Raw genomic sequence first — 25,972 nt, forward strand, 5'->3', positions numbered from 1 at the left:
GCTTTTGCTTGTCAAGGCAAAGCCTAGCAAAACCCGCTTACCGGAGCGTTATCCCGGAGCAAAATCGCGGAAAACAGGTCGCCGGCGCGCAAAAAATCGTATCAGAAAACAAATTTCACGCTCAGAGCGTAAAACCCTCGCCGAGATAAAGCCGCCGCACGTCGGGATTTGCCACCACTTCGTCGGCGCGGCCATGAGTGAGCACCTGGCCGGCGTGGATGATGTAGGCGCGGTCGATCAGGCCGAGCGTCTCACGCACATTGTGGTCGGTGATGAGGACCCCGATGCCGCGCGCCGTCAGGTGACGCACCAATTGCTGGATATCGGCGACGGCGATCGGATCGATGCCGGCGAAGGGCTCGTCGAGCAGCATGTAGGCCGGGCGCGTCGCCAGCGCGCGCGCGATTTCCAGGCGCCGCCTTTCGCCGCCCGAGAGCGACATGGATGGCGCCTTGCGCAGATGGCTGATGTGAAATTCCTCAAGCAGTTCGTCGAGGTTGCGCTCGCGGACCTTGCGATCCTTTTCGACCACTTCGAGCATGGCGCGGATGTTCTGCTCGACATTGAGCCCGCGAAAGATCGAGGCCTCCTGAGGCAGATAGCCGATGCCGAGGCGCGCGCGACGATACATCGGCATCGAGGTGACGTCGAAGCCGTCGATCTCGATCGTGCCTTCATCCACCGGCACCAGGCCGGTGACCATGTAGAAACAGGTCGTCTTGCCGGCGCCGTTGGGGCCGAGCAGCCCGACGGCCTCGCCTGCGCGCACGCCCAGCGTGACGCCGCTGACGACCTTGCGGCCCTTGTAGCTCTTGGTCAGACCCTTGGCGATCAAGGTTCCCTTGAACTTCGCCTTGTCGACCGTGGCCGGCGCCGAAAGCTTACCTGCGGCCCGTCCCGGAAGACGTGCCGTCAGCGACGACAGGCTGACCATCAGGGGTTCGTCGCTCCCGATTTCGGCGGCGGCGTAATCGACATCTGCACACGCTGCCCAGCACATGGATCGACCTGGGCCAGCCCGGTTTTCATCTGCACGGTGAGCTTGCAGCCGACCAGCACATTGTCGTTTTGCGAAAGGACGACCTTTTTGCCCGAAAGCACCAGCACCTGGCTCTTCATGTCGAAACTGCCCTGATCGCCGGTCGCGACCTGCTGATCCGACTTGATGTAGACCTTGTCGGAGATCTCCAGGTGATCGATGTTGGCCGAGCCGGTCATGGCTGCCGCCCCGGCGGCTTCGGCGCCCTTGGCGCCCGCATTGGGGTCCTTGACGTAGTAGACCATCATCTTGCCGGCCTTCATCAGCGTCGGCCCCTGGACGACGGTGACATTGCCGGTGAAGATCGCGACGCTGTCGGCCTGGTGGACTTCCAGCTTGTCGCTTTCGATCTGGATCGGCTTGTCGCCGGCCAGTTTGAGACCCGACACCTGGCTGGCCGCTCCCGACTGCGCCAGCGACGGCGCCAGGCTGAGCAGGAACAGCGCCGAAGTTGCGGCCGCAAGCCGTGTCGAATTATTGAGCCACATTCGCTTCTTCGCCCTTTGCCTCAGCCGCCTTCAGAACGGCGGGATCGATGTTGACACGAACCTTGTTCTCGAACACCAGGATCTTGCCATTGTCCTGGACCGACATCGAATCCGCCCTGATCTGCGACCCGCCACGGCTGACATCGACGGGATCATCCGTCTTCATAGTGCCTTTGCCCATGTCGAGGAAGACCGATTTGAACTTGGCCTGCATGCCGTCGGTCGTGCTGATGGTGACGTCGCTGTTCAGCTTCATCGTATTGCCGTCGCGATCGTAGGTACCGCGCGAGGCTTTAATCGCCGCGACATTGTCGGGGGCGATCGGCACCTTGGCGTCGATGCCTTCGAGTTCGATGATGCCTTGCGTGCTCACATCTTGGATGGCGCGCAGCGCCGTCATCGAATAGGGCTGCTTCTGCTTGGTGAAACCATTGAGTTTGGGATTGGCCATCACCAGCTTACCGTTCGAGAAGGCGGTGCCTTCGGCCTGCACCGCGACGGAAACGGGCGCGGCGAGGTAGGAATAGACTGGGAAGGCGACGGCGATCAATGCCGCGGCCAAGGGCACGGCGAATTTGAGCACGCGCACGCGGCGTGAATGACGCTGGGCGCGGTCGAAAGCTTCGCCCCGCGTCCAGTCATCCGCCGGGGGAGCCAACTCCGTCTCCGGGCTGGTCGGTTCATTCGGTCGCGCTAACATGACTGCTTTCTTCTAAAACCCTGCCCCGGGAGCACCGCCTATAGGTGGGACGCCAGCGCCCTCGCGCAAGCACAAGCCGACGAAAACCGCAAAAATGTGACAGCTGCCGTGCACAAACGAAACCCGGGTCAGCGCAACAGCCAGTGCTTCATAGCAGAAATAGACGCCCTTGCGTCTTTTTTCACCACCGAAGTTCTTCCCACTTACCTTGCGTCGCCCGCACAGGCCAGTCACAAAACAGACAACACGGACCGCCGCGCGCGGATTGCCGCGCCATGTGCGGGACGGAACTGCTTCCCGATCAAGACATCATGGTCTAAAAGCGTCTCTTCCCGATGACTGTGAGGCTGACGATGGCATTGAGAGCCGACGACCTGATCGACCGCCGCCGCTTGCGGCGCAAGCTGACTTTCTGGCGTGTCGCGGCCTTCGGCATCGTGGCGCTCGGGGTGATTGCGCTGTCGGCCTGGTTCTATGGCGACGATTTCGGCGGCTCCGCCGTCGACCACATCGCCAAGGTCAGGATCGAAGGCACCATCACCGAGGACGACGAACTGATCAAGCGGCTGGAGGCTATCCGCCAGTCGCCGAAAGTAAAAGGCGTGATCCTTGTGGTCGATTCTCCTGGCGGCACCACCGTCGGCGGGGAATCGATCTACGAGGAGGTGCGCAAGCTGGCCGCCGACAAGCCTGTCGTGGCCGAGGTCGGCACGCTCGCCGCGTCGGCGGGTTACATGATCGCCAGTGCCGCCGACCATATTGTCGCCCGCAAGACCTCGATCGTCGGCTCGATCGGCGTGCTGATCCAGTATCCCGACGTAAGCGGCCTGATGGACAAGCTCGGCGTCAAGCTGGAGGAGGTCAAGTCCTCGCCGCTGAAAGCCTCACCCTCGCCCTTCAAGCCGACCAATGACGACGAGCGCGCCATGGTCCGCAAGCTCATTCTGGACAGCTACGACTGGTTCGTCGGCATCGTCGCCGAACGTCGCAAGATGACCCACGAACAGGCGCTGGCGCTGGCCGACGGTTCGATCTTCACTGGCCGCCAGGGTGTTGCCAACGGGCTGATCGACGCCGTCGGCGGCGAGTCCGTGGCGATCGACTGGCTGTCGACCAAGGGTGTCGATGCCAAGCTCAAGGTGGTCGAGTGGAAGGACACGGAACGGCGCGGCGGTTTCCTGTTCTCGAAGGCGATGGCACGCACGATCGCCGGCGCGCTCGGCCTGCCGGACTCCGGCGGCGACGTGATCCATGAACTTGGCGCCGACCGCTTGTTTCTTGACGGTCTCGTTTCCGTCTGGCACCCTTGAGACGCGTTGGGACAGCTAAAAAAGCAAATAAAATCATCCTGATAATTTTGGCCGAACTGCTTTCACGGGGACCCGTCTGATGATCAAGTCCGAGCTTGTGCAGATTATTGCCACGCGCAATCCGCATCTTTTCCTGCGCGACGTCGAAAACATCGTCGGCGCGATCTTCGATGAAATCACCGACGCGCTTGCCGAGGGCAACCGGGTCGAATTGCGCGGTTTCGGCGCTTTTTCGGTGAAGAACCGACCTGCCCGCACCGGCCGCAACCCGCGCACCGGCGAATCCGTGGAGGTCGAGGAGAAATGGGTGCCGTTCTTCAAGACCGGCAAGGAGTTGCGTGAAAGGCTGAACGGCGGCAAGTAGGCGCGTCAGCGCTGGACGGCCTTATCGGCCCGCTTGCGACGGAAAACATCATGCTCAATCGCTTCATACTCATCGTGGTCTTCGTGCCCCTGGCGATCATCCTGATCGCTTTGGCCGTCGCCAACCGCGAACTCGTCGCCTTCACGCTGGACCCGTTCAATCCCGGAAATCCGAAGCTGACGCTCACCTTGCCGCTGTTCATCTTCCTGTTCCTGGCGCTCGCCATCGGCATGGTCGTCGGCAGCCTGGCGACATGGGTGAAGCAGGGCCACTACCGCAAACTGGCGCGCCAGCGCGGTGTCGAGGCCGAAAACCTGCGCCAGGCAGTCAGCCGCACGCCCTCGGTGCCGCAGGCGTCAGCCCAAGCACCGGCCCAAGGATCGGCCCAAGGATCGGCATTGCCGAAGCCGACCAATTGAGCCGCAGGTCGGCGCGTTTCTTTTCACGGAGCTTTTCATGCTGACCATTTCGGCCGCTGAGGTCGATCGTGCGCTGACCTTTCCTGGACTGGTCGAGACATTGCGCACGGCATTTCGCGAGGGCGCGGTGCAGCCGGTCAGGCATCATCACACGGTCGAAAGGCCTGACGGCGCGGCGTCGACCTTGCTGCTGATGCCCGCATGGACCGATTTTCACGCCGCGGGCCGTTCCGCCGGCGGCCATATCGGCGTCAAGATCGTCACCGTCTCGCCCGACAACAACGCCGTCGGCAAGCCCGCCGTGATGGGGCTCTATCTCCTGCTCGATGGCAGCACCGGCGAGCCGGAAGCCCTGATCGACGGCCAGCGGCTGACGCAGTGGCGCACGGCGTGCGCCTCGGCCCTCGCGGCGTCCTATCTCGCCCGCGACGATGCCTCGCGGCTGCTCGTGGTCGGCGCCGGCGCGCTGTCGCCCTTCCTGGCCAAGGCGCACAGCGCCGTGCGGCCAATCAAGACCATCCGCATCTGGAACCGCACCCCGGCCAACGCCGAGAAAGTCGCGGCCGATCTGCGCGCCGAGGGCTTCGCGGCCAGCGTCGCGACCGATCTCGATGCCGAGCTTGGCCAGGCCGACATCGTCTCCTCGGCGACAATCACCTCCACGCCTCTGATCAAGGGCACGTTGCTGCGGCCCGGAACCCATGTCGACTTGGTCGGCGGCTTTACGCCTGCGATGCGCGAAAGCGATGACGACGCGATCATGCGCGCCCGCGTCTATGTCGACACCCGTGCCGGCGCCACCAAGGAAGCCGGCGACATCGTCCAGCCACTGGCCTCAGGCGTGCTGAAACCACAAGCCATCGTCGCCGACCTGCACGAACTGGCGCGCGGCCAAAAGGAAGGTCGCGGCAGCCCGGACGAGATTACGCTGTTCAAGTCGGTCGGTGCCGCGCTGGAGGACTTGGCCGCCGGCATTGCCGTCTACAAGGCGCTCAGGGGCTAGTCGAGGCGAGTTTGGCGCCCATCGTCTCCGCGATCAAAGCGAAATCTGCCACGCTGATCGGGAACAAGCCAAAGCGCAACGGGTAACCCCAGTTCGATTTGCCTGAGGTGAACTCCAGCCTCTCAAGCAATGGCTTGATCGGCGTTTCCTGTGCCTGCGCCCAGTCGACATCGCGACGGAACGGCGTGAAGCCGCCGCCCATGTCGCCTTGATAGGGGTCTCCTTCCCGCACCATGCCGATCGCCGTGAACGCCTGCAGACCGTCTTTCTCCCCCAAAACCGTGGTCGGCGAATAATAGACAATGCCATCACCGGGCCTGACGCGGCGCAGCGGTGCCGCCTTGCCATGGTTGACCTGCATGAAGCCGCCCTTGCGGCCGCGCCGGACATGTTCGGCCGACGCCACGGCGATCCAATACGCGCTCATTTCTGTTCCTAATTGGCCAGTTGTCCGTCGGCCAACGCTTGCCCGCTAATCGGCCCGCAGTGCCGGAGTGCCAAACGATAGGGCTGGGGCCGCGGCAATGGCAAGTGCGGCCGTTCGGAACGGCTTCGGCCCGGAACCGTTGTTGCGTCATGCGACTATATGGCTTCCTGCTGTTCTGGTCTGTCTTGGCCACCATGATCGCTGCGCTCAGCCTCGGGCCGTCCTTCGCCCATGTCCTGGAATCGGTGCCCCGGCTCACCCGATGGTCCCCGGCGCTTTGGCGCGAGGCCACCGTTTTCAACGGCCAGTTCCTGCTCTTCGCAATCATTGGCGCGCCGCTGGATGTCGGGGCAATCATCTGCCCGGGACTGCTGGCGTGGCTGCTGCGCCAAGATCGGCCGGCGTTCTGGTTCGCACTCGCCGCCACCTTGCTCTATGCGCTATCCCTCGTACTTTGGTTCGTTCTCGTCAAACCGGCCAATAAAGTTCTCGCCACCTGGGTGCCAGGGCCGATTCCAGACAATTTCGACGCCATACGGCTGCGCTGGGAAACCGGCCACATGGCCGTCACGGCGGCCAAGGCTGCCGGCTTCGTTTCGCTGGTTGTCGCACTGCTTTCGATCGGGCGTGGCGGCTAAGCCATCCGCAATCGCCGCAATTGCCCCAATCGCCCCAATCGCGCAGTCGCAATGTCGCGCGGGTTTGTTGCGCCGATGGGCATAGCTGTGGCAGAAGCGGGCCGAACCGCCGGAGAAGCTGTCTCTTGAAGTCTTTTCGCGACAAACGCCGCGACGGCCGCCCGCACCAGCCGGGTAAAGGCGAAGCCGCGCAATCGCGTCCACCGGAAGGTCGCGGCGTGGCCAGGCCGGAGCTCAGGCCGCGGCAAGACCTGAAGCCGGACCAGCCCGCACCGAAATCCACGCCCCGCAACCTTGCCCGTCGCGACGGCGTCCTGCCCGCTGAGCAACTTCCGGTAATCCTCGAAGTGGCACCCAACGCGGATTACGCGCTGCTCGACAGCGGCGCTGGACAAAAGCTTGAACAATATGGCCCCTACCGCATCGTGCGGCCCGAGGGCCAGGCGATCTGGCAGAAAGCTCTGCCGGCCAGGGACTGGGAGCGTGCCGACGCGATCTTCACCGGTGACACCGACGAGGAAGGCATCGGTCGCTGGCGTTTTCCCAGGACGCCGCTCGGCGAAACCTGGCCGATGAAGCATGACGGCATCGACTATCTCGGCCGCTTCACCTCGTTTCGCCATGTCGGCGTCTTTCCCGAGCAGGCGTCGCACTGGGACCATATGGCCGGGCTGATCGCGGCCGCCAGGCGGCCAGTCAAGGTACTCAACCTGTTCGGCTATACCGGCCTTGCCTCGCTGGTGGCGGCGCGCGCCGGCGCCGAGGTCACCCATGTCGACGCCTCGAAGAAGGCGATCGGCTGGGCTCGCGAAAACCAGGAGATATCCGGACTTGGCGGCAAGCCGATCCGCTGGATCGTCGACGACGCGGTCAAGTTCGCCGAGCGCGAGGAGCGTCGCGGCAGCCGCTACGACATCATCCTGTTCGATCCGCCGGCCTATGGCCGCGGCCCCAAGGGCGAGGTCTGGCAATTGTTCGAAGATCTTCCCGATCTGACGGACCTCTGTCGCTCGATCCTGACCCCAAGACCGCTTGCCGTGGTGCTGACCGCCTATTCGATCCGTGCCTCCTTCTTCGCCATCCACGCTCTGGTGCGCGACACCTTCGCCGGCATGGGCGGCAAGGTTGAATCGGGTGAGCTGATCATCCGTGAAAAGTCCGCCGGCCGGGCGCTTTCGACGTCACTGTTTTCGCGTTGGGTGGCCTGACATGAACGAACGGCATGCCGGCGCGCCCGGTCAGGTGAAGGAAGTCACCAGCCTTGCCAATCCGCTGGTCAAGGACATCAAGGCACTTGCCTTGAAGAAATTCCGCGACCAGCAGAACGCCTTCATGGCCGAGGGGCTGAAGCTGGTCATCGATGCGCTCGACTTGGGCTGGCAGATCAGGACGTTGGTCTTCGCCAAGGCCGGACGCGGCAACGCGGCCGTGGAAAAGGTCGCGGCACGCACCGTCGCCGCCGGCGGCACCGTGCTCGAAGTATCGGAAAAAGTGCTTGTCGCCATCACCCGCCGCGACAATCCGCAAATGGTGGTCGGCGTCTTCTCGCAGAAATTCCTGGCCCTGAAGGACATCCGTGCCGACAATGGCGATGTCTGGGTGGCGCTCGACCGGGTGCGCGATCCCGGCAATCTCGGCACCGTCATCCGCACCGTCGATGCCGTCGGCGCCAAGGGCGTCATCCTGGTCGGCGACACCACCGATCCGTTTTCGGTGGAAACGGTGCGCGCCACCATGGGGTCGATCTTCGCCATACCGGTGGCCAAGGCAACGACGGAGGCATTCCTTGCCTGGCGCGGCGGCTTTTCAGGGCTGGTTGCCGGCACGCATCTGAAAGGCGCGGTCGATTACCGCTCGGTGGATTTTTCCCGCGGGCCGGTGCTGCTGATGATGGGCAATGAGCAGCAGGGCCTGCCCGAAAGCCTGGCGGCAAGCTGCGACAGGCTGCTCAGGATTCCGCAGGCGGGCCGTGCCGATTCGCTCAATCTCGCGGTCGCCACCGGCATCATGCTGTTCGAGATCCGGCGCGGCGCGCTGAAGCTCGAACCAATTTCGGACCAGCAATGAGGGTTGCCCAATCGTGAAATCATGGTCTCCCTACGCGCTGCTCGTCATGGTGGCCATCGCGCTCGACCAGTGGATAAAGACACTGGTCGAAGCCGGACTGCCCTTCCAGGAAAAGCTCGACCTCCTGCCCTTCCTGGCGCTGTTCCGCACCTACAACACCGGCATCGCCTTCTCGATGTTCTCCTCCTTCGGCGACATCGGCCTGGTTGTCATCGCGGTGCTGGTCGTCGCTTTCGTGCTTTACCTCGCCACGCGCACGCCATCGGGCCATGTCATCGCCCGCACCGGCTTTGCCCTGATCATCGGCGGCGCGCTGGGCAATCTGATCGACCGCGCCGTCTACGGCCACGTCATCGATTACATCCTGTTCCACACGCCGGTCTGGTCCTTCGCCGTCTTCAACCTTGCCGATGCCTTCATTTCGGTGGGCGCGGCCCTGGTCGTCTTCGACGAACTCATCGGCTGGCGGCGTGAACCCGCGCCTCCGAACGCCAAGCCTTCCGAGGATTGACCCCGCGCGGCCATCGCCGCACAGTCACGCCGAGCAAGTTCGGGGAGAAAAAGATGACCGAAACCTTCAAAGCCATCCTCGTTTCGCGCGATGCCGAGAAAAAACAGTCGGTCGCCGTGACCGATCTCATCGACGCCGATCTGATGGAGGGCGACGTCACCATCGCGGTCGAGGCAACGACGGTGAACTACAAGGATGGACTGGCGATATCGGGCAAGGCGCCGGTGATCCGTCGATGGCCGCTGGTGCCGGGCATCGACCTTGCCGGCACCGTCATCTCCTCTTCCAATCCCGACTGGCGCAAGGGCGACAAGGTCATCCTGAACGGCTGGGGCGTTGGCGAAACCCATTTCGGCGCCTATGCCGGGCGCGCCCGCGTCAAGGGCGACTGGCTGGTGCCCCTGCCGGAAGGCATGAGCGCGCATGATGCCATGGCGGTCGGCACCGCCGGCTACACGGCCATGCTCTGCGTCATGGCGCTGGAGCGGCACGGCATCCTGCCTGAGCGCGGACCTGTCGTGGTGACGGGTGCTGCCGGCGGCGTCGGTTCGGTCGCGGTCTCGATCCTGTCCAGCCTCGGCTACCATGTCATCGCGTCGACCGGCCGCAACGCCGAAAGCCCCTATCTGATCAACCTCGGCGCCGCCGAGGTGATATCGCGCGACGAGCTCAACCAGCCCGCCAAGCCGTTGGCCAAGGAGCGCTGGGCCGGCGGCATCGATTCGGTCGGCAGCCACACGCTGGCCAATGTGCTGTCGATGACCTCCTATGGCGGCGCGGTCGCGGCCTGCGGCCTGGCCGGCGGCATGGATCTTCCGTCGAGTGTCGCCCCCTTCATCCTGCGCGGCGTCTCCCTGCTCGGCATCGATTCGGTGATGGCGCCGAAAGCCGTGCGCCTCGAGGCCTGGCGGCGCATCGGCTCCGATCTCGATGTGGACAAGCTCGCCAGCCTGTCCACGACCATCGGCTTCGACGGCATCATCGGTGCGGCACACGACATCGTCGACGGCAAGATCCGCGGCCGCGTCGTCGTCGACATGTGACCCGGTTCAGGGGTGGCAGGCGCCGGGCGGAATTGCCACATTGGCTGGCAAATCCGTCGCCGCCGGGCCAAAACGCCCGATCCGCTAAAATTCGAACGATCCCCCGCAATTTTCCATAATCTCTGTCTGGCAAAGGATTTCGCATGATCGCGGAATCCGACAGCCAACAGGCCGACGCCGGCGACGACATCGATGCGGCATCGGCGCAACCGCCGGTATCGGCGCGGCGGTTTATCGCCGCGCCGCCGCTGGTCCCTGATCAGCAACCGGCCAAGCGCGAAGGCCTGCCGATCCTGACCTTCGTTGCCGTCATGCTGCTGGCCGGCCTCTCATCCCTGACCGGGGCGCCAGTCTTCATTAGCCTTGCCTTGCTGGCAACCGGCCTTGCTGGCCTGGCCATGCATCTGCGCGCCAGACGCAGCGTACGCCGCACCGCGGTCCTGCTCGACGAAACCACCGCCCGCAACCGCGCCGAGATCGAGACGCTGGCCGACCGCATGTGGGAGATGCAGGAAAGCGAGGAGCGCTTTCGCGGTCTCATCGACGCGCTCGGCGATCTCGTCATCCATCGCGACCGCGACGGCTACATCGTCTACGCCAACAAGGTGTTCGCCGACCTCGTCGAAACCGATCCGCGCGATCTTGCCGGCAAGACGTTGGCCGAACTCGGCATCGAGGTCGGTATCGTTCCCGATGCGGCTTTCTCGGATCATGAATGCCTGAGTTCCACCGACGTCGCCATCCGCACGCCGACGGGCCCGCGCTGGTTCTCCTGGATCGAGCTGTCGGTGCGCGAAAAGGACAGCGGTGCCGTTTCGCATCGCGCCATCGCCCGCGACATCACAGCACGCAAGCGCGCAGAATCGTCCATGATCACCGCGCGGGAGCGGGCCGAGTTCGCGAGCCAGGCCAAGTCGCGCTTCCTCGCCACCGTCAGCCATGAGATCCGCACGCCGATGAACGGCATCATGGGCATGGCCAGGCTGCTCGCCGACACCAGCCTTTCGCCGGAGCAGCAGACCTATGTCGGCGCCATCTCGACCTCGGCCAGCGCCTTGCTTGCCCTGATCGAGGACCTGCTCGACTATTCCAAGATCGAGGCCGGACGCTTCGATCCCGAACCGCAGCCCATGTCGGTGCGCGAGATCGCCGACAACATCATCGAATTGATGGCCGCGCGCGCCTTCGCCAAGAATATCGGCCTCGGCTGCCATGTCGAACCGGATGTGCCGCAATTGATCACCGCCGACCCGGGCCGGGTCAGGCAGGTGCTGCTCAACCTCATCGGCAACGCCATCAAGTTCACCGACAGTGGGGGCGTGCTGGTCAGCGTCGCGCGCGCCCGAACCGAGACCAGCGACCGCATCTGCTTCACCATCGCCGATACCGGTCCCGGCCTGCGCGACGAGGACATGGAGCGCATCTTCGAGGAGTTCGAGCAGGCCGACGGCACCTCGACGCGCACGCATGGCGGTGCTGGACTGGGACTTGCCATCTCCAAGCGCCTGGTGGCCGCCATGGGCGGCACGATTTCGGTTTCCAGCCGGCTTGGCCAGGGATCGGAATTCGTCTTCGAGATTCCCGCCACATCAGCCACCGAGCCGCCGCAGGGCCGGTTGAACGCGCTTGCCGGGCGACGCGCCGTGATCGTATCCAAGAACACCGTCGAGGCCGACGCCATCGCCCGCACCATCCGCTCCAATGGCGGCGCGGCCGGAATCGCCACCACCGTGGCTCAGGCCGCATCCTTTGCCAACGGCTGCGACGTGCTTCTGGTCGACGCGGCCATGGAAGAGAGTGACGGAAGGCTGCTCAAGCGGCTTCGCCAGCATGGGTTTTCCGATTGCGAAGCCGTCACGCTGATCGCACCCACCGACCGCGGCATGCTGGGCGAGTTTCGTGCCAGCGGCTACGCGACTTTCCTTGCCCGGCCAGTGCGCGGAGGAACACTTTTGCGTGTCCTTTTGAGCAGCCACGCACCGGTCCTGGCCCAGCCGCAGCCGGAAAAACGCCGCGCACCGGCGCTTCGTGCCTCAGGCGAACGCCAGCAGGGCCTGTCCGTGCTGATCGCCGAGGACAACGACATCAATGCCATGCTGGCCCGCGCGACGCTGTTGAAGGCCGGGCATCGCGTCAAGGTGGTCGGCAACGGCAAGGCCGCCGTCGAGGCGGTCACCGGTGCCGGCCACAAGCACCGCTTCGACGTGGTGCTGATGGATCTTCACATGCCCGTCATGGACGGACTGGACGCCATTGCCGCGATCCGCCGCCATGAAGAGGAGGCCTCCGTGCCGCCGGTGCCGATCATGGTGCTGTCGGCCGACAGCCAGGAAAAGACCCGCCATGCGGTGCTCGCCCACGGCGCCAGCGGCTTCGTCACCAAGCCGCTCGACCCCGATGCGCTGGTCAGTGCCGTCGAGGGCCAGGTCGCCGCTTGAGCCAGCTTTTTCCGGGGTGCGTGGCTGGTCAAGGCCGCCAAAAACCAGCCCATTTTCGGCGCCCGCGAACGCGACGCGCCTGGGGTCTTGTGACGCAACGTAGCCGGTTGACCGTTTTCGCCAGCCGACGAAGTATTGCCCGCGACGCCGTATCACGGTACTGTCACAATCCTGTTGCACCTACACCGTATCCCCGTGCCAAGAGGGATGGCTCGAAGGAGAATCACTCGTGCATACAGTTATGCCGGAATGTGACACTCGGCCGAACGCCAGCAGCGCCTTGCTCGCCGGACGTAATGTCGATTCCGTCATAAAGGGCGCGGCGCTCGGCCGTATCGGCAATCTCGAAGTGCGGCTCGCCCGCAACGAGGCCGAGATCGCGGCCGCGCAGGAAGTGCGTTACCGTGTATTCTATGACGAGCTTGGCGCCAGGAAGGATCTGTTCCAGGCGCAGGACCGCCGCGACGCCGACCGCTTCGACCCGCTCTGCGACCATCTGCTCGTCCTCGACACCACGCTGTCCGGCCCTGAGCACCGCCGCATCGTCGGCACCTATCGCTTGCTGCGGCAAGAAATCGCGGCAACCGCCGGAGGCTTCTATTCCGAAGGCGAATTCGAGCTGACCAAGCTCATCGCCCGCCATCCCAGCCAGCGTTTCCTTGAACTCGGCCGTTCCTGCGTCTTGCCGGAATACCGTTCGAAGCGCACCATCGAAGCGCTATGGCAAGGCATCTGGGCCTACATCAATCACTACGAGATCGGGGTGATGACCGGCTGCGCCTCGTTCCATGGCACCGTGCCGGCCGCGCATGCGGAGGCGCTCACTTATCTTGCCCATCACTGCCGCACCAACTCGGCCTGGGACGTGCGCGCTGTGTCCGGGCGCTATTGCTCCATGGACCTGATGCCGATCGAGGCGGTCAACACCAAGGCGGCGATCGCGGCGATGCCGCCTCTGGTCAAGGGCTATCTGCGGGTCGGCGCTCGCATCGGCGATGGTTGCGTCATCGACCGCGAATTCTCCACGGTCGACATTTTCGTCGTGATGCCGGTCAAGGAGATCGGTGCCCGCTACGTCAACTATTATGGCGGGGAAGCGCAGCGCTTCGCCGCGTGAGCGATTAGGCAGTAGTCAGTAGTCAAGACGACACGATTCGCGCTTCGGCGACTACTGACCACTCCCCTACTCCCTCTCCTCACGGAATGTCTTCCGGCCGCCGGCCGGGCCGGCTCTTGTAGGCTGGAAAGGTCCAGCCGAAACGGAGCGCGCCGCCGCGAACCGCGAACGCCGCGGCGAAGCCGGCCAGCTCTGAAACGATCGGCGGCAATCCTGTGACGTCGCCAGCCGTGAAGATGGCAGCGCCCGTGAGAGCGGCCGTAACATAGATTTCCGGCCTCAGCAGCACCGAGGGTTCGCCGGCCAGCAGATCGCGCAGGATACCGCCGGACGTGGCGGTGAGCACGCCGGTGATGACGGAGACGACCGGCGAACCGGTAATGGCCAGTCCCTTGGCCGCACCCATCACCGAAAAGGCGGCCAGCCCGATGGCGTCGAGCCAGAGCAGCCATTTCCAGCGGGATTCGATACGGTGCGCGGCAAAGAAAACCAGCACAGCGGCCGCCGCGCAGATCAGCACGTAGCTGGAGTTGGCGACCCAGAAAACCGGCAGATTGAGGATGACGTCGCGAAGCGTGCCGCCGCCGATGCCGGTGACGCTGGCCAGGAACAGGAAGCCGATAATGTCGAGCTGTTTGCGCGACGCCGCCAACGCCCCCGTCGCTGCGAAGACCGCAACGCCGGCATAGTCGAGGAGGGCGATCGGGTTCATGGAGTGAGTAGTGAAGTAGTCAGTAGTGAATGGCAATTGGCGAAGCAGGCGCCTACCCGGCCCGGTCCTTGCTACTCACAACTCTCCATCGCTACCCCACTAATCACGCATCCTTCTCGGCCTGCTCATTGACCGGCCCTGGCTCGACCGGCGCGTCGGCGGCAATTTTCGGACCACCCTTGGCGACGCCGACCATGGCCGGGCGCAGCACCCGCTCGCCGATCGAATAGCCCGGCTGCACGACCTGGACCACGGTGTTGGCCGGGACATCGGGATTGGGCACTTCAAACATTGCCTGGTGGAAATTGGGATCGAACTTCTCGCCCTCGGGAGCGAGTTTCTTGACCCCATGCCGCTCCAGCGCCGACAGCATGGCGCGCTCGGTCAGGTCGACGCCTTCGATCAGCGCCTTGAAGCCGGCATCCCCCGATGCCTTGGCCTCGGCCGGAATGGCATCCAGGGCGCGGCGCAGATTGTCCGACACCGACAACATGTCGCGGGCGAAATTCGCCACCGCATAAGTGCGCGCGTCATGCACGTCGCGCGCGGTGCGGCGGCGCAGGTTTTCCATCTCGGCCGCGACCCGCAGCGCGCGGTCCTTCAGCTCTTCATTTTCCTTCAGCAGCCGCACAAGCGCTTCGTAGTCGCCATCGGTGCTGCCTTCCGTGCGCTCGGCATTGGCCTCGGCCGCCTCGGCTTCATTGGGCGTGCGTTCGTCTTTTGCCTGGTCGCTCATCGCCGTTTCCCGTCATCTCGAATGGTATGGATTTTGTGCCCGATATCGAGGTTCGCAGGCCAAAAATCAAGGGGAAAGCGACCGCAGGCGCCTGCGACCCGACCAGGAAAGCACGGTGGGGACGCTTCGATTTTAATTCAAATTTTACCGTACTTGCCGGCTTTGCTTGCCACGAGGCGGTGATGTGGGAACCATTCCGCTGCTGGGGGAGTTTCGGAGCCGACGCAGGATTTTTGAAATGATGACCCGCAACAAGCTTGAAAAAGGAGAAAGGCTCGCTGCGGAGGTTCGGCGCCAGTTCGGCGCCGAGGCAGTGACGCGCTTTCTGCGCACCTTGCCAGCCTTCCGCATCGAACCCGACATTCCGGACCGATTTGAGCAATTGCTCGAGCATCTCGACCGGGTCGAGGATGGCGACGCCGGCTGGCGCCGGCAGTAGGATCGCCCGGACCTTACGCGACAATTACGCACAGTAACTTTGCGTGATCCCTGGCTTGCGGTGGCGGCGCACCCTGCCTATGCTTCCTGATGAACATGATTTCCCCCGAGGCAGCTGCCAACAGCAAGCGTGCCTGGCTCAAGATCCTGGCGCGCTACAAGAAGCCTGACAGGCGGCGTAGCACACTCGAACTCGCCATCACCCTCGTTCCTTTCGCCACGCTGTGGGCTCTGTCTTCCGCTGCCTATGCCTATGGTCATTGGTGGGGACTGGTGCTGATCCTGCCCGCGGCCGGCTTCCTGGTGCGGATTTTCATGATCCAGCACGATTGCGGCCATGGCTCCTTCTTTGCCAATCGCATTGCCGATGACTGGATCGGCCGGGCGCTGGGAATCCTGACGCTGACGCCCTACGACTGCTGGCGGCGTGCCCATGCCACCCATCATGCCAGCGCCGGCAATCTCGACGAACGCGGCATGGGCGACATCAGGACGCTGACCGTCGCCGAATACCGGCGGATGTCCTGGCGGGGTCGCCTGGCTTATCGCCTCTACCGTCATCCCCTGGTGATGTTCGGCCTGGGGCCGATCTGGCTGTTCATCTTCTCGCAAAGGCTGCCTATCGGCATGATGCGTGGCGGCCTGACGCCCTGGGTGTCGTCAATGACCACCAATCTTGGCATCGCGCTTGCCGCGGCCATCCTCATCTGGGTCATCGGCCCCGGCGCGTTCCTGATCGTCCATCTGCCGATCGTCATTCTCGCCGGTTCGGCCGGCATCTGGCTGTTCTATGTCCAGCACCAGTTCGAGGAGACCGAATGGGCGAAGGATGAGGAATGGGAGTTCCAGCGCGCCGCCCTGCACGGCTCGTCCTATTACGACCTCCCGCCGGTGCTGAACTGGTTCACCGGCAATATCGGCGTTCACCACGTCCACCACCTCTCCGCCAAGGTGCCCGGCTACCGGCTGCAGGAAGTGCTGCGGGATTATCCCGAGTTGCGCGGCATCGGCCGCGTCACGCTCCTCGAGAGCCTGCGCTGCGTCAAACTGGCCTTGTGGGACGAAAGCAGCCACAAACTGGTGTCGTTCCGCGAAGCGCGGATGGCGGCGTAGAGCATACCGCCGCGCCAGCGCGCGGCGGTATTTCCCAAACCTTTCTCAGGCCGCTTGCCGCTCGTCGCGCATCAGGATCTGGCCATGGCGGATCTCCGTGCCCAGCACCTTCAGGCATTCGCGGATGAAATTGGACAGGCCCGGCCAGCCCTTGGCCGAAACGAGATTGCCGTCGACATGGGCCCCGTTCGGCGCGACGTCGATATAGATGCCGCCGGCCAGCGTGACTTCCGGCTCGCAATAGTGAAGCGCCGCCACTTCCCTGCCCCGCACCACGCCGTCGACCGCGATCAGGATCTGCACGCCATGGCAGATGGTGAAGATCGGCTTGCCTGTCTCGTGGAAGTGCCGCACCAGCGCCTGCACGCGCTTGTCGATACGGATGTATTCGGGACCACGCCCGCCTGCCGCGTAGACGGCATCGTACTGGGCCGGATCCACCTCGGAAAACGTCTTGTTGAGAATGTAATCGTGTCCGGGCTTCTCGGTGTAGGTCTGGTGGCCCTCGAAATCGTGCAGCGATGTCTTCAGCACATCGCCCGCCTTCTTGTCCGGGCAAACGACATGCACGGTATGGCCGACGGCATGCATGGCCTGTTCAAAGACGAAAATCTCGTATTCCTCGCTGAACTCGCCAACGAGCATCAATATCTTCTTGCCAGCCATTCCCGGTTCCTCCCTTTGTGGCCATTTATTTCGGGTCGCGAAATAACAGCGGTATCCTAAGGGCAAGATGCCGGAAGGAAAAGCGCAAATCGCACAATTGGTACGACCAGTTTCGAATGAGAGGGCCTTCGGCCTTCCTAGAAAAAGCGTCAGCTGTTGCGAAGGCGCCGCCAGGAATATTTCGGACCCTTGGTCTCCGTTATGGCGGCTGGCTGGTAGTAAAGCCCCAACCCACCGGTGCGGCCTTCTTCAAGGCGCTTCAAGAGCACTGGATTTGAGATCTCGAATTCATCGAAGCCAAGCCGCAGCATGTGCGGCAACGGGTCGACCAAGACCTGCCCGGTGGCACGCAACGCGCCCGTGAAATGATAACGGCTGCGCAGCAGTTCGCCCTTTGAGAAGGAGCGGCCGTCGCCGAAAGCCGGGAAGGCCAGCGCCACCAGCGACAGCTGGTCGAGCAGGTCGGCGATCTTCTCGAGCTGGTCGCCGGGCTGCAGCACGACGCCGAGCCGCTCCTTCGCCGAGCGGCGCACCTCCGGGTCGAGATCGAGGAACGCCTGCAGCGGCAGGATGAATCGGCCATTGCCGGAAAGCGCGTCGGCGCTCTCGGCATGGCTCCACTCGTCCTCGCGAAAACCCTCCGGGGTCCAGAGCCGTGTCTCCGGTGTCGTCGGTCCAGTCATCAAAATTCCTAAAATTCGAAGAGTTCGAGCGTGTGTTGAAATTCAGGTCAGGCTGTGTCGAAAACGGCGGCTTGCGAGAACCGGAGCGGAACGTACTTGAAGTCCGTGAGCACCGGAAGCGCAGGAAGCCGCCGTTTGCAGCCCGGCCTCACCTGAATGGCAACATACCCTATAGTGATGCGTCGGTCAGCGACACTTCCAGTCCCGACAGGTGAATGCCGCACTCGGTCTTGGCGTGGCCGGCCCAGCGGCCGCTGCGCGCATCCTCGCCCGGTTGCACCGGCTGCGTGCAGGGAAAGCAGCCAATCGACAGATAACCATAGGCGACCAGTGGGTTTTCGCGCAGCGCATGCGCGCGCATGTAGTCGGCCTGGTCCGACGTCGTCCAGTGCGCCAGCGGATTGATGCGGATGCGAGGGCCGACCGCCTCGAACACCGGAAGTGCGGCCCGTGTCGAGGCCTGGAAGCGTTTCCGGCCCGTGAACCAGGCGCGAAAGGGTGCGACGCCACGTGCCAGCGGCTCGACCTTGCGCACGTCGCAGCAGGCATCGGTGTTGTTCTGGTGCAGATTGCCGGTCGGGTCGATCCGTTCGAGCGCCGCTTCGTCCGGCTTGATCACCCGGATGTTGGTCAATCCGAAATCGGCGACCAGCGCGTCGCGATAGCCGAGCGTCTCCTCGAAATGCTTGCCGGTATCGAGGAAGATGACCGGCAGCGTGCGGTCGATCTTGGCGATCATATGCAGCAGTACCGCCGAATCCGCGCCGAACGAAGACACGGCGGCGATCTCGTCGTGAAACAGATCGTTGGCCGATCGTTCGATGATCTCGATCGGGCTGAGATGACCGTAGAGCGCGTCAAACCCCGCCGCTTTGGCGGCGATGCCGTCATCGGCATCGGCAATATGGTCAAGCGGCCTTGGCTTCGCCAACATAGAGCGCCTCCTTGAACGGCGCGGGACCGACACGGCGGTAGGCGTCGATGAATTTTTCCTGCGGGTTGAGCCGAAGGCCGAGATAGGTGTCGACGATCTGCTCGATGGCGTCGGTGATTTCTTCCGAAGAGAAGCCACGGCCGATGATCTCGCCGACCGAAGTGTTCTCGTCGGCCGAACCGCCCAATGTCACCTGGTAGAGTTCGGAGCCCTTCTTCTCGACACCGAGGATGCCGATATGGCCGACATGGTGGTGGCCGCAGGCATTGATGCAGCCGGAGATCTTCAGCTTCAATTCGCCGATCTCGCGCTGCCGCTCCAGCGAGGCGAAGCGGCGCGAGATTTCCTGTGCGATCGGGATCGAGCGTGCCGTCGCCAGCGCGCAATAATCGAGGCCCGGGCACGAGATGATGTCCGAGATCAGGTTGGAATTAGCCGTCGCCAGCCCGATGTCGACCAGCGCGTCATAGACCGCCTTGAGGTCGGCACGCGCCACATGCGGCAGGATCAGGTTCTGCTCGTGGCTGACGCGAAGCTCGTCGAAGGCATATTTCTCGGCAATGTCCGCGACCGCTTCCATCTGGCTGTCGGTCGCATCGCCCGGCACCTCGCCGATACCCTTGAGCGAGATCGTCACCGCCGCGTAGTCGGGGTGGCGGTGCGTCACCACGTTCTGGTCGAGCCAGTCCGAGAAGCCCTTGGAATCCAGCCGCGCCACCTTGACGGCAGCGTCGCCGTCCGGCCGCCCGGTCAGCGCCGGCGGTGCGAAATAGGCCTCGATCGCGCGGATGTCCGCCTCGGGCAGCTTCAGCTCCGCGTCCTTCAATTCCTGCCACTCGGCCTCGACCTGCCGGGTGATTTCCTCGGCGCCGGTCTCGTGGACCAGGATCTTGATGCGCGCCTTGTACTTGTTGTCGCGGCGGCCATAGAGATTGTAAACGCGCAGGATCGCCGTGCAGTAGGAGAGAAGGTCGGCTTCGGGCAAGAAGTCGCGGATCTTCCTCGCCACCATCGGCGTGCGGCCCTGGCCACCACCGACATAGACGGCGAAGCCGAGTTCGCCGGCGGCGTTCTTCTTCAGGTGCAGGCCGATGTCGTGTGTCTGGATGGCGGCGCGATCGCGCTCGGCTCCCGTCACCGCGATCTTGAACTTGCGCGGCAGGAACGAGAATTCCGGATGCACCGAAGACCACTGCCGCAGGATTTCCGCATAGGGACGCGGATCGGCGACCTCGTCGGCGGCAGCCCCGGCAAAATGATCGGCGGTGACATTGCGGATGCAGTTGCCGCTGGTCTGGATGGCGTGCATCTCCACGCTGGCCAGGTCCGCCAGAATCGCCGGAACGTCCGACAGCGCCGGCCAGTTGAACTGGATGTTCTGGCGCGTGGTGAAATGGCCGTAGCCCTTATCGTATTTGCGGGCGATGTGGCCGAGCATGCGCAACTGCTTGCCGTTCAGCGTGCCGTAGGGCACCGCGATGCGCAGCATGTAGGCGTGCAGCTGCAGATAGACACCGTTCATCAGCCGGAGCGGCCGGAACTGGTCCTCGGTGATCTCGCCGGACAGCCGGCGCTCGACCTGGTCGCTGAACTCGGCGACGCGGGCCTGGACAAAATCGTGGTCGAACTCATCGTAACGGTACATGCTTCGTCTTTCAGGGCGCGTCCGCCCGTTCACCTGGTGTCCTGGCTATGCCGCCCGCTCGGCCTGCTTGCCGAGGTCGTTGCGGATGGTCGGGCCGGCGGCGCGGATCTTCTCGCGCAGCCGCACCGGCTCGACAACGCCATCGACGATGTCCGCGTCGATCAGATTGACGTCGACCACTTCATTGTCGGCATGGGCCTTGGCGCCGATCGCCTCCAGCCGTTCCTCGGCCGCCTTGTCCTGGGCAAGGTCCGCATGGTCCACCGTCTCGGCCCAGCCGCCATCGGCGTACCACACGGCAATGCCGTCGCCGAGGCGATTGGCGGTCAGTATCTTCATGGCTGAACTCCCTCGGCGGCTGCTACGGGCACGCTCTCGTGCCTGTGTGCCGCGAGCGGCTCGGACCGCTCGAAATTGGCGCCGGCGACGGCGTCGCCGATGATGGTCATGACCGGGCCCGACAGATCGGCGCGCGCTTCCAGCGACGGCAGGTCGGCAAGTGTGCCGTGGAAGCGTCGGCGATTGGCCAGGCTGGCATTCTCGACCACGGCGACCGCCGTGTCCGGCGACAAGCCCGCCTCGATCAGCCGGCCGGCAACTTCGGCCGCGACCGAGCGGCCCATGTAGACGGCAACGGTAGCGCCGGAAATCGCGAGCTTGGCCCAATCCGGCAGTGAATTGCCCTTGAGATCGTGGCCGGTGGTGAACACCATCGAGGAGGAAACGCCGCGCAGCGTCAAGGGCAGTTCGAAATCGGCGGCAGCGGCAAAGGCCGCTGTGACGCCTGGAACCACCTCATAGGCGATGCCGGCGTCACGAAGCGCGGCCATCTCCTCGCCGGCGCGGCCGAACACCAGCGGATCGCCCGATTTCAGCCGCACGACGCGCTTGCCCTGACGGCCGAGATCCACCAGCAGCGCATTGATTTCGGCCTGGCTCTTGGTATGGCAGCCCTTGCGCTTTCCCACCGGCAGACGCTCGGCATCGCGCCGGCCCATGGCGACGATCGCCTCCGGCACCAGCGCGTCATGGACTACGACATCGGCCTCCATCAGCAGACGATGCGCCCGCAGGGTCAGGAGGTCCTCGGCGCCGGGACCGGCGCCCACCAGGGCGATGTGGCCGCGAATGGGCGCGTCGGACAACAGCAGATCGGTGGCGGCTTCGCGCGCCTGTGAAAATTCGCCGGCCTCGACGGCGCGTGCTGGCGCTCCGCCGAAGAAGTCGCTCCAGAAACGGCGACGTACATTGCCCCTGGGCAATCTCTCGGCGGCATTGCGGAACGACGCCGCAAGCGCTGCCAGTGGCCCGAGCGAGGGCGACAGCATGCGGTCGATGCGGCTGCGCAGCATCTGGGCAAGCACGGGGCCCGCGCCTTCGGTACCGATCGCCACGGCGACCGGTGCGCGGTTGACCAGCGCCGGAGTGAAGAAATCACAGAGGTCCGGCCGGTCGACGGCATTGACGGGAATGCCCAGCCGGCGCGCGTCGGCGGCGACGCGACGGTCGAGCGCCTCGTCGCCGCTGGCGGCAAACACCATCACGGCGCCTTCAAGCTGCGAAGCATCATACGCGCCGGGCATATGGTTCGCGCCCGTCTCGGCGATGAAGGCCAACAGATCCGGTTCGGCATCCCCACCGATGATGTGCAGGACCGCGCTCGACTGGGCGATCAGCCGCGCCTTGGCCAAAGCCTCCTCGCCGCCGCCGACAATGGCCACGGCTTCGCCCTCGACCCGCATGAAGACGGGGAAGGCGTTGAGCTTGGTGGTGGCTTGCGACATGACAAAGCAGATCCGGGAACAGGGTCGCAGTTTTACGCCCAAGCGCAAAAAAGCAGAAGCAAAGCACTCGCGCATCCGGTGATGGCAGGCAATCGCTTTTCCGCAACCGCGAAGGGCGGGAGAAAAATATTCCATGCCCACGCACCGGGAGCGCCCGGGCTGCTGAAACGCGCCTTGATTTCAAGCACTTTTAGCTGCCGGCTACCTATCCCACAAAACAGTTTTTTCTAATTTCTACCAATTCAGTAGATTAAAGTCGTCCGGTGGTGATTTCGTCTTCAGCGCCTGCCTGCACGGCCACTCGGTCCTCCGTTCGGGTGGAACGTTGACGGGTCAAAATGCGTTCCCGGTATAGCCACCACTCAACAAGGAGCGTCCCTATGAACACGATCAAACTGAAGCATGGCATTTGGGTTTTGGTGGCCGACGGCGAAAAGGCGCTCCTGCTCAAGAACGCCGGCGACACCAAGTTTCCCAACCTTGAAGTCGTGCAGGTGATGGAACAGGAGAACCCGCCCACACGCGAACAGGGAAGCGACAGCCCCGGTCGATACAATGACGGCCCATCCGTGCATCGCAGCGCGGTCGAGGAGACCGACTGGCATCGCATCGGCAAGGAACGCTTCGCCGAGGAGATTGCCGCCCGCCTCTACAAGCTTGCACATGAGGGTGCATTCGACAGTCTTGTGCTTGTCGCCCCGCCCATGGTGCTCGGCGCGATGCGCAAGAAGCTGCATAAGGAGGTTGGCGACAAGGTCACGGCCGAAATCCCGAAGACCATGACCAACCACGCCATTTTCGAGATCGAGGCATTGCTGCAGGCAGCCTGACCACGCGCGGCGAAGGCGCCTATCGGGTCGCAGCACGGTCGCCACTGACCCAAGCACCTGACCGGCAGTCACTCAGCTGCCGGTCAGGTTTTTGCCGTCTCGACGTTGATTCGCGGCTTTGCGGGTTGCATCGCCGACACCCCGTCCACCATATTGCAAACAGGCGGCGGCTTAGGGCGGCGCATATCCGACATCGCTGGCTTGAAAGGCGCTCCATAGACAATGCCGCATGACACGCCCCTTATCGCCACCATCGTCGCCGGTCTGGGGCTGGCTTTCGTCTTCGGCGCCCTCGCCAATCGGTTCCGCATTCCGCCACTGGTCGGCTATCTCGTGGCCGGCGTGCTGGTTGGGCCGAACACACCCGGTTTTGTCGCCGACGCCGGCCTTGCCAACGAATTGGCCGAAATCGGCGTCATCCTCCTGATGTTCGGCGTCGGCCTGCATTTTTCGCTGAAGGACCTTCTGTCGGTCCGCGCCATTGCCGTGCCGGGCGCCATTGTCCAGATCGGCTTTGCCACGGCGCTCGGCGCCGGGCTGTCCTGGATGCTCGGCTGGTCGATGGGGGCGGGCGTGGTGTTTGGCCTGGCGCTATCGGTCGCCTCGACCGTGGTGCTGCTGCGCGCGCTTCAGGAACGCCGCTTGATCGAGACCGAGCGCGGCCGCATCGCCGTTGGCTGGCTTATCGTCGAGGATCTGGCCATGGTGCTGGCGCTGGTGCTGTTGCCGGCCCTTGCCGGCGTACTCGGCGGCCAAGAACCGGCCGATGCCCATTCGAGCGGCCTGCTGGCGCTGCCGGCCAGTTACGGCATCTGGGGTGTCGTCGGCATGACGCTGGCGAAGGTCGCCGCCTTCGTCGTCGTCATGCTGGTGGTCGGCCGCAGGGTCATTCCCTGGATCCTGCACTACGTTGCCCATACCGGGTCGCGCGAACTGTTCCGCCTCTCGGTGCTGGCAATAGCGCTCGGCGTCGCCTTCGGCGCGGCAAAACTGTTCGGCGTCTCGCTGGCGCTGGGCGCCTTCTTCGCCGGCATGATCATGAGCGAATCCGAGCTCAGCCACCGTGCCGCGGAAGAATCGCTGCCGCTGCGAGATGCTTTCTCGGTGCTGTTCTTCGTCTCCGTCGGCATGCTGTTCGACCCGTTCAGCCTGTTCAGCAACGGCCTGCCGATCCTGGCGACGCTGGCCATCATCGTCATCGGCAAGTCGCTGGCGGCGTTCGTCATCGTCGTCGCCTTCGGCTATCCGCTGGCCACGGCCTTGATGATTTCGGCCAGCCTCGCCCAGATCGGCGAATTCTCCTTCATCCTGGCCGAACTCGGCGTCGGGCTGAAACTTCTGCCCGAACAGGGACGGGACCTCATCCTGGCCGGCGCCATCCTGTCGATCGTGCTCAACCCGCTGATGTTCCTGACCATCGACTGGATGAAGCCGTGGCTCGAGGCCCGCGCCGCCAGGACGGCGCCGCCGGCGGACGCCAAGCCGGTTGGCCCGGCGACGGAACCGGGCCATGTCGCCTCGGTCGCCGTAGCGCCCAAAAAGGAAGACGGCCCGCCACCCAGGACGGCGCTCACCGGTCATGCCATCCTGATCGGCTACGGCCGCGTCGGCGGCCTCGTCGGCGCCGCGTTGAAAGAAGCAGCACGGCCTTTCCTGGTCATCGAGGATGCCGACAAGACCCTGGCGAAGCTGAAAGCAGACGGCATCGAAACCGTCGCCGGCAACGCCGCCAACGCCGAAGTCTTCGCCGCCGCCAATCCCGAAGGCGCCACGCGGCTGATCCTTGCGATTCCCAACGCGTTCGAGGCCGGCCAGATCGTGCTGCGGGCACGCGCCGCCAATCCCAATATCAACGTCGTCGCCCGCGCCCATTCCGACGCCGAGGTCGAGCATCTCAAGGGGCTCGGCGCCGATACGGTGATCATGGGCGAACGCGAGATCGCGCGCGGCATTGTCGAAGAGGTGCTTGGCCAAAAGCCGCGGGTCGCTGAACCGTCCGCTGCCTGAGCCGGCGCTGCCCACAGGCGCGTTGATCAAGCCACGAATGAACTGCGAAGGCTGTTGTCACCCTGGCCAGATGAGCGGGCCTTGGCTCGATCAGTTCACACGTGCTGGCCGCCATTGATGTGGATTTCCGAGCCGGTCACGTAGGACGCTTGGCTCGAGCACAGGAAGAAGATGATGTCGGCCACCTCAGCCGTGGTGCCCAGGCGCCGCAGTGGGATGGTCTCGACGATTTTTTCCGTGCCCGGCGACAGGATCGCGGTGTCGATCTCGCCTGGCGCGATGGCGTTGACGCGGATGCCGTGCGGGCCGAAATCATGCGCCATCTCGCGCGTCAGCGAGCCGAGCGCGGCCTTCGACGTCGCATAGGCGGTGCCGGCGAAGGGATGGACGCGGGTGCCGGCGATCGACGTCACATTGACGATCGATCCCTTGGCCGCCGCCAATTCCTTGAACAGGCCGCGCGCCAGCATGATCGGCGCGAAGAAATTGACCTGGAACACGTCGCGCCAGACATGCATCGGCGTGTCGATCGAGTTCATGCGGCTGTTGCCGTCCTTGAGCTTGGGCGAAATGCCTGCATTGTTGACCAGCGCGTGTAACTGGCCACCATGGGATTCCAGCCGATGGCGGATTTCCGAGACCGCAATACCGACATCTTCCTGATCGGCGAGGTCGACCTTGATGTGATCCTCGGGACCGGCTGGCCACGGGCAATCCTCGGCAAAGGCCTGGCGTGAGCAGGTGATGACGCGCCAGCCCTCGCGCGAAAAGCGCTTGACAGTGGCATGGCCGATACCGCGGCTGGCGCCGGTCAGCACGATGGTTTTTCTGGTGTCGGTCTCGGTCATGTCGCGGTCTCC

Annotated in this window: 28 protein-coding genes; 15 read left to right on the forward strand and 13 right to left on the reverse strand. The window is 64.1% G+C overall.

Annotated features, from left to right (window positions below):
* Positions 1-121 precede the first annotated feature (121 nt).
* Genes lptB through lptC form a run of 3 tightly spaced genes read right to left on the reverse strand, consistent with a single transcriptional unit; the run spans position 122 to position 2,227 of the window.
* Positions 122-934 (reverse strand): LPS export ABC transporter ATP-binding protein, encoded by an 813-nt coding sequence (gene lptB, locus LB516_RS22705; RefSeq protein WP_224720403.1) that lies wholly within the window; start codon positions 932-934, stop codon positions 122-124.
* Positions 934-1,527, reverse strand: coding sequence for an LptA/OstA family protein (locus LB516_RS22710; RefSeq protein ID WP_015315716.1), 594 nt, complete (start codon positions 1,525-1,527; stop codon positions 934-936). The genes lptB and LB516_RS22710 overlap by 1 nt, the downstream gene beginning before the upstream one ends.
* On the reverse strand, positions 1,514-2,227 hold the full coding sequence (gene lptC / locus LB516_RS22715) for an LPS export ABC transporter periplasmic protein LptC (protein WP_140661709.1): 714 nt from the start codon (positions 2,225-2,227) through the stop codon (positions 1,514-1,516). The genes LB516_RS22710 and lptC overlap by 14 nt, the downstream gene beginning before the upstream one ends.
* 353 nt (positions 2,228-2,580) lie before the next feature.
* On the opposite strand from lptC, the gene sppA reads away from it, so the two are divergent.
* The 4 genes from sppA (at position 2,581) to LB516_RS22735 (ending at position 5,323) form a co-directional block, all read left to right on the forward strand.
* Complete coding sequence (gene sppA / locus LB516_RS22720; RefSeq protein ID WP_224720404.1) at positions 2,581-3,537, forward strand: signal peptide peptidase SppA; 957 nt, start codon at positions 2,581-2,583, stop codon at positions 3,535-3,537.
* Positions 3,538-3,616: 79 nt separating this feature from the next.
* Positions 3,617-3,901, forward strand: coding sequence for an integration host factor subunit beta (locus tag LB516_RS22725; RefSeq protein WP_006200394.1), 285 nt, complete (start codon positions 3,617-3,619; stop codon positions 3,899-3,901).
* Positions 3,902-3,951: 50 nt separating this feature from the next.
* A complete protein-coding gene (locus LB516_RS22730) occupies positions 3,952-4,320 on the forward strand; it encodes a DUF1049 domain-containing protein (RefSeq protein ID WP_224720405.1) in 369 nt (122 codons plus the stop codon).
* Between the two features lie 37 nt (positions 4,321-4,357).
* The gene (locus LB516_RS22735) at positions 4,358-5,323 is read left to right on the forward strand and encodes an ornithine cyclodeaminase family protein (protein ID WP_224720406.1); all 966 of its coding nucleotides are present in this window, start codon (positions 4,358-4,360) and stop codon (positions 5,321-5,323) included.
* Here LB516_RS22735 and LB516_RS22740 read toward each other — a convergent pair.
* On the reverse strand, positions 5,313-5,750 hold the full coding sequence (locus LB516_RS22740; RefSeq protein WP_140721160.1) for an EVE domain-containing protein: 438 nt from the start codon (positions 5,748-5,750) through the stop codon (positions 5,313-5,315). The genes LB516_RS22735 and LB516_RS22740 overlap by 11 nt on opposite strands.
* A 149-nt stretch (positions 5,751-5,899) precedes the next feature.
* Between LB516_RS22740 and LB516_RS22745 the strand changes: the two genes are divergently transcribed.
* From LB516_RS22745 to LB516_RS22775, 7 genes are all read left to right on the forward strand, one after another.
* Positions 5,900-6,388 (forward strand): DUF1772 domain-containing protein, encoded by a 489-nt coding sequence (locus LB516_RS22745; protein ID WP_224720407.1) that lies wholly within the window; start codon positions 5,900-5,902, stop codon positions 6,386-6,388.
* Between the two features lie 125 nt (positions 6,389-6,513).
* Complete coding sequence (locus LB516_RS22750; RefSeq protein ID WP_224720408.1) at positions 6,514-7,596, forward strand: class I SAM-dependent rRNA methyltransferase; 1,083 nt, start codon at positions 6,514-6,516, stop codon at positions 7,594-7,596.
* A 1-nt stretch (position 7,597) separates the two neighbouring features.
* Positions 7,598-8,455 carry a TrmH family RNA methyltransferase gene (locus LB516_RS22755; RefSeq protein ID WP_015315708.1) on the forward strand — a complete coding sequence of 286 codons (858 nt, stop codon included), beginning with the start codon at positions 7,598-7,600 and terminating at the stop codon, positions 8,453-8,455.
* 13 nt (positions 8,456-8,468) lie between these two features.
* A complete protein-coding gene (gene lspA, locus LB516_RS22760) occupies positions 8,469-8,966 on the forward strand; it encodes a signal peptidase II (RefSeq protein ID WP_141906309.1) in 498 nt (165 codons plus the stop codon).
* Between the two features lie 53 nt (positions 8,967-9,019).
* The gene (locus tag LB516_RS22765; protein ID WP_140787895.1) at positions 9,020-10,009 is read left to right on the forward strand and encodes an MDR family oxidoreductase; all 990 of its coding nucleotides are present in this window, start codon (positions 9,020-9,022) and stop codon (positions 10,007-10,009) included.
* Positions 10,010-10,152: 143 nt separating this feature from the next.
* Positions 10,153-12,447 (forward strand): PAS domain-containing hybrid sensor histidine kinase/response regulator, encoded by a 2,295-nt coding sequence (locus tag LB516_RS22770; protein WP_224720409.1) that lies wholly within the window; start codon positions 10,153-10,155, stop codon positions 12,445-12,447.
* A gap of 241 nt (positions 12,448-12,688) precedes the next feature.
* Positions 12,689-13,564: a GNAT family N-acetyltransferase gene (locus LB516_RS22775; RefSeq protein WP_041163320.1), complete on the forward strand. Its 876-nt coding sequence runs from the start codon at positions 12,689-12,691 to the stop codon at positions 13,562-13,564.
* A 79-nt stretch (positions 13,565-13,643) separates the two neighbouring features.
* Here the strand turns inward: LB516_RS22775 and LB516_RS22780 are convergent, their stop codons facing one another.
* Together LB516_RS22780 and grpE are read right to left on the reverse strand one after the other, a co-directional pair.
* Positions 13,644-14,276, reverse strand: a complete 633-nt coding sequence (locus LB516_RS22780; RefSeq protein ID WP_140618884.1) for a trimeric intracellular cation channel family protein — start codon at positions 14,274-14,276, stop codon at positions 13,644-13,646.
* Positions 14,277-14,379: 103 nt separating this feature from the next.
* Positions 14,380-15,012, reverse strand: a complete 633-nt coding sequence (gene grpE / locus LB516_RS22785) for a nucleotide exchange factor GrpE (RefSeq protein ID WP_015315702.1) — start codon at positions 15,010-15,012, stop codon at positions 14,380-14,382.
* A gap of 238 nt (positions 15,013-15,250) precedes the next feature.
* Here grpE and LB516_RS22790 point away from each other — a divergent pair, with 238 nt between their 5' ends.
* Together LB516_RS22790 and LB516_RS22795 are read left to right on the forward strand one after the other, a co-directional pair.
* Positions 15,251-15,451 carry a hypothetical protein gene (locus LB516_RS22790; RefSeq protein ID WP_023781176.1) on the forward strand — a complete coding sequence of 67 codons (201 nt, stop codon included), beginning with the start codon at positions 15,251-15,253 and terminating at the stop codon, positions 15,449-15,451.
* Positions 15,452-15,540: 89 nt separating this feature from the next.
* Positions 15,541-16,563 (forward strand): fatty acid desaturase, encoded by a 1,023-nt coding sequence (locus LB516_RS22795; protein WP_140713196.1) that lies wholly within the window; start codon positions 15,541-15,543, stop codon positions 16,561-16,563.
* 45 nt (positions 16,564-16,608) lie between these two features.
* Here the strand turns inward: LB516_RS22795 and LB516_RS22800 are convergent, their stop codons facing one another.
* The 6 genes from LB516_RS22800 to cysG all read right to left on the reverse strand — a co-directional run bounded on the left by LB516_RS22800 (position 16,609) and on the right by cysG (position 22,275).
* Positions 16,609-17,229 carry a DJ-1/PfpI family protein gene (locus LB516_RS22800; RefSeq protein WP_015315699.1) on the reverse strand — a complete coding sequence of 207 codons (621 nt, stop codon included), beginning with the start codon at positions 17,227-17,229 and terminating at the stop codon, positions 16,609-16,611.
* Between the two features lie 149 nt (positions 17,230-17,378).
* Positions 17,379-17,912: a DUF934 domain-containing protein gene (locus LB516_RS22805; protein WP_140618888.1), complete on the reverse strand. Its 534-nt coding sequence runs from the start codon at positions 17,910-17,912 to the stop codon at positions 17,379-17,381.
* A 169-nt stretch (positions 17,913-18,081) separates the two neighbouring features.
* Positions 18,082-18,846: a phosphoadenylyl-sulfate reductase gene (locus LB516_RS22810; RefSeq protein WP_140661699.1), complete on the reverse strand. Its 765-nt coding sequence runs from the start codon at positions 18,844-18,846 to the stop codon at positions 18,082-18,084.
* Positions 18,821-20,491 (reverse strand): nitrite/sulfite reductase, encoded by a 1,671-nt coding sequence (locus LB516_RS22815; RefSeq protein WP_224720410.1) that lies wholly within the window; start codon positions 20,489-20,491, stop codon positions 18,821-18,823. Before LB516_RS22815 ends, LB516_RS22810 begins: the two co-directional genes overlap by 26 nt.
* Before the next feature lie 45 nt (positions 20,492-20,536).
* Positions 20,537-20,830 carry a DUF2849 domain-containing protein gene (locus LB516_RS22820; protein ID WP_224720411.1) on the reverse strand — a complete coding sequence of 98 codons (294 nt, stop codon included), beginning with the start codon at positions 20,828-20,830 and terminating at the stop codon, positions 20,537-20,539.
* Positions 20,827-22,275, reverse strand: a complete 1,449-nt coding sequence (cysG, locus tag LB516_RS22825) for a siroheme synthase CysG (RefSeq protein WP_224720412.1) — start codon at positions 22,273-22,275, stop codon at positions 20,827-20,829. The genes LB516_RS22820 and cysG overlap by 4 nt, the downstream gene beginning before the upstream one ends.
* A gap of 380 nt (positions 22,276-22,655) precedes the next feature.
* On the opposite strand from cysG, the gene LB516_RS22830 reads away from it, so the two are divergent.
* Both LB516_RS22830 and LB516_RS22835 read left to right on the forward strand, forming a co-directional pair.
* On the forward strand, positions 22,656-23,105 hold the full coding sequence (locus LB516_RS22830; RefSeq protein ID WP_015315693.1) for a host attachment protein: 450 nt from the start codon (positions 22,656-22,658) through the stop codon (positions 23,103-23,105).
* A 222-nt stretch (positions 23,106-23,327) separates the two neighbouring features.
* Positions 23,328-25,112, forward strand: a complete 1,785-nt coding sequence (locus LB516_RS22835) for a cation:proton antiporter (RefSeq protein ID WP_224642495.1) — start codon at positions 23,328-23,330, stop codon at positions 25,110-25,112.
* Positions 25,113-25,207: 95 nt separating this feature from the next.
* On the opposite strand, the gene LB516_RS22840 is transcribed toward LB516_RS22835, so the two are convergent.
* Positions 25,208-25,960 carry an SDR family NAD(P)-dependent oxidoreductase gene (locus tag LB516_RS22840; protein ID WP_015315691.1) on the reverse strand — a complete coding sequence of 251 codons (753 nt, stop codon included), beginning with the start codon at positions 25,958-25,960 and terminating at the stop codon, positions 25,208-25,210.
* Between the last annotated feature and the right edge of the window lie 12 nt (positions 25,961-25,972).

The organism is Mesorhizobium sp. CO1-1-7, assembly GCF_020164885.1.
Lineage (GTDB): Bacteria > Pseudomonadota > Alphaproteobacteria > Rhizobiales > Rhizobiaceae > Mesorhizobium > Mesorhizobium australicum.

Bases quoted from the DNA above. Each gene is read 5' to 3' on its own strand.
- lptB (WP_224720403.1), bottom strand. From the start codon at position 934: ATGGTCAGCCTGTCGTCGCTGACGGCACGTCTTCCGGGACGGGCCGCA.
- LB516_RS22710 (WP_015315716.1), bottom strand. From the start codon at position 1,527: ATGTGGCTCAATAATTCGACACGGCTTGCGGCCGCAACTTCGGCGCTG.
- lptC (WP_140661709.1), bottom strand. From the start codon at position 2,227: ATGTTAGCGCGACCGAATGAACCGACCAGCCCGGAGACGGAGTTGGCT.
- sppA (WP_224720404.1), top strand. From the start codon at position 2,581: ATGGCATTGAGAGCCGACGACCTGATCGACCGCCGCCGCTTGCGGCGC.
- LB516_RS22725 (WP_006200394.1), top strand. From the start codon at position 3,617: ATGATCAAGTCCGAGCTTGTGCAGATTATTGCCACGCGCAATCCGCAT.
- LB516_RS22730 (WP_224720405.1), top strand. From the start codon at position 3,952: ATGCTCAATCGCTTCATACTCATCGTGGTCTTCGTGCCCCTGGCGATC.
- LB516_RS22735 (WP_224720406.1), top strand. From the start codon at position 4,358: ATGCTGACCATTTCGGCCGCTGAGGTCGATCGTGCGCTGACCTTTCCT.
- LB516_RS22740 (WP_140721160.1), bottom strand. From the start codon at position 5,750: ATGAGCGCGTATTGGATCGCCGTGGCGTCGGCCGAACATGTCCGGCGC.
- LB516_RS22745 (WP_224720407.1), top strand. From the start codon at position 5,900: ATGCGACTATATGGCTTCCTGCTGTTCTGGTCTGTCTTGGCCACCATG.
- LB516_RS22755 (WP_015315708.1), top strand. From the start codon at position 7,598: ATGAACGAACGGCATGCCGGCGCGCCCGGTCAGGTGAAGGAAGTCACC.
- LB516_RS22765 (WP_140787895.1), top strand. From the start codon at position 9,020: ATGACCGAAACCTTCAAAGCCATCCTCGTTTCGCGCGATGCCGAGAAA.
- LB516_RS22770 (WP_224720409.1), top strand. From the start codon at position 10,153: ATGATCGCGGAATCCGACAGCCAACAGGCCGACGCCGGCGACGACATC.
- LB516_RS22775 (WP_041163320.1), top strand. From the start codon at position 12,689: ATGCCGGAATGTGACACTCGGCCGAACGCCAGCAGCGCCTTGCTCGCC.
- LB516_RS22780 (WP_140618884.1), bottom strand. From the start codon at position 14,276: ATGAACCCGATCGCCCTCCTCGACTATGCCGGCGTTGCGGTCTTCGCA.
- grpE (WP_015315702.1), bottom strand. From the start codon at position 15,012: ATGAGCGACCAGGCAAAAGACGAACGCACGCCCAATGAAGCCGAGGCG.
- LB516_RS22790 (WP_023781176.1), top strand. From the start codon at position 15,251: ATGATGACCCGCAACAAGCTTGAAAAAGGAGAAAGGCTCGCTGCGGAG.
- LB516_RS22795 (WP_140713196.1), top strand. From the start codon at position 15,541: ATGAACATGATTTCCCCCGAGGCAGCTGCCAACAGCAAGCGTGCCTGG.
- LB516_RS22800 (WP_015315699.1), bottom strand. From the start codon at position 17,229: ATGGCTGGCAAGAAGATATTGATGCTCGTTGGCGAGTTCAGCGAGGAA.
- LB516_RS22805 (WP_140618888.1), bottom strand. From the start codon at position 17,912: ATGACTGGACCGACGACACCGGAGACACGGCTCTGGACCCCGGAGGGT.
- LB516_RS22810 (WP_140661699.1), bottom strand. From the start codon at position 18,846: ATGTTGGCGAAGCCAAGGCCGCTTGACCATATTGCCGATGCCGATGAC.
- LB516_RS22815 (WP_224720410.1), bottom strand. From the start codon at position 20,491: ATGTACCGTTACGATGAGTTCGACCACGATTTTGTCCAGGCCCGCGTC.
- LB516_RS22820 (WP_224720411.1), bottom strand. From the start codon at position 20,830: ATGAAGATACTGACCGCCAATCGCCTCGGCGACGGCATTGCCGTGTGG.
- cysG (WP_224720412.1), bottom strand. From the start codon at position 22,275: ATGTCGCAAGCCACCACCAAGCTCAACGCCTTCCCCGTCTTCATGCGG.
- LB516_RS22830 (WP_015315693.1), top strand. From the start codon at position 22,656: ATGAACACGATCAAACTGAAGCATGGCATTTGGGTTTTGGTGGCCGAC.
- LB516_RS22835 (WP_224642495.1), top strand. From the start codon at position 23,328: ATGCCGCATGACACGCCCCTTATCGCCACCATCGTCGCCGGTCTGGGG.
- LB516_RS22840 (WP_015315691.1), bottom strand. From the start codon at position 25,960: ATGACCGAGACCGACACCAGAAAAACCATCGTGCTGACCGGCGCCAGC.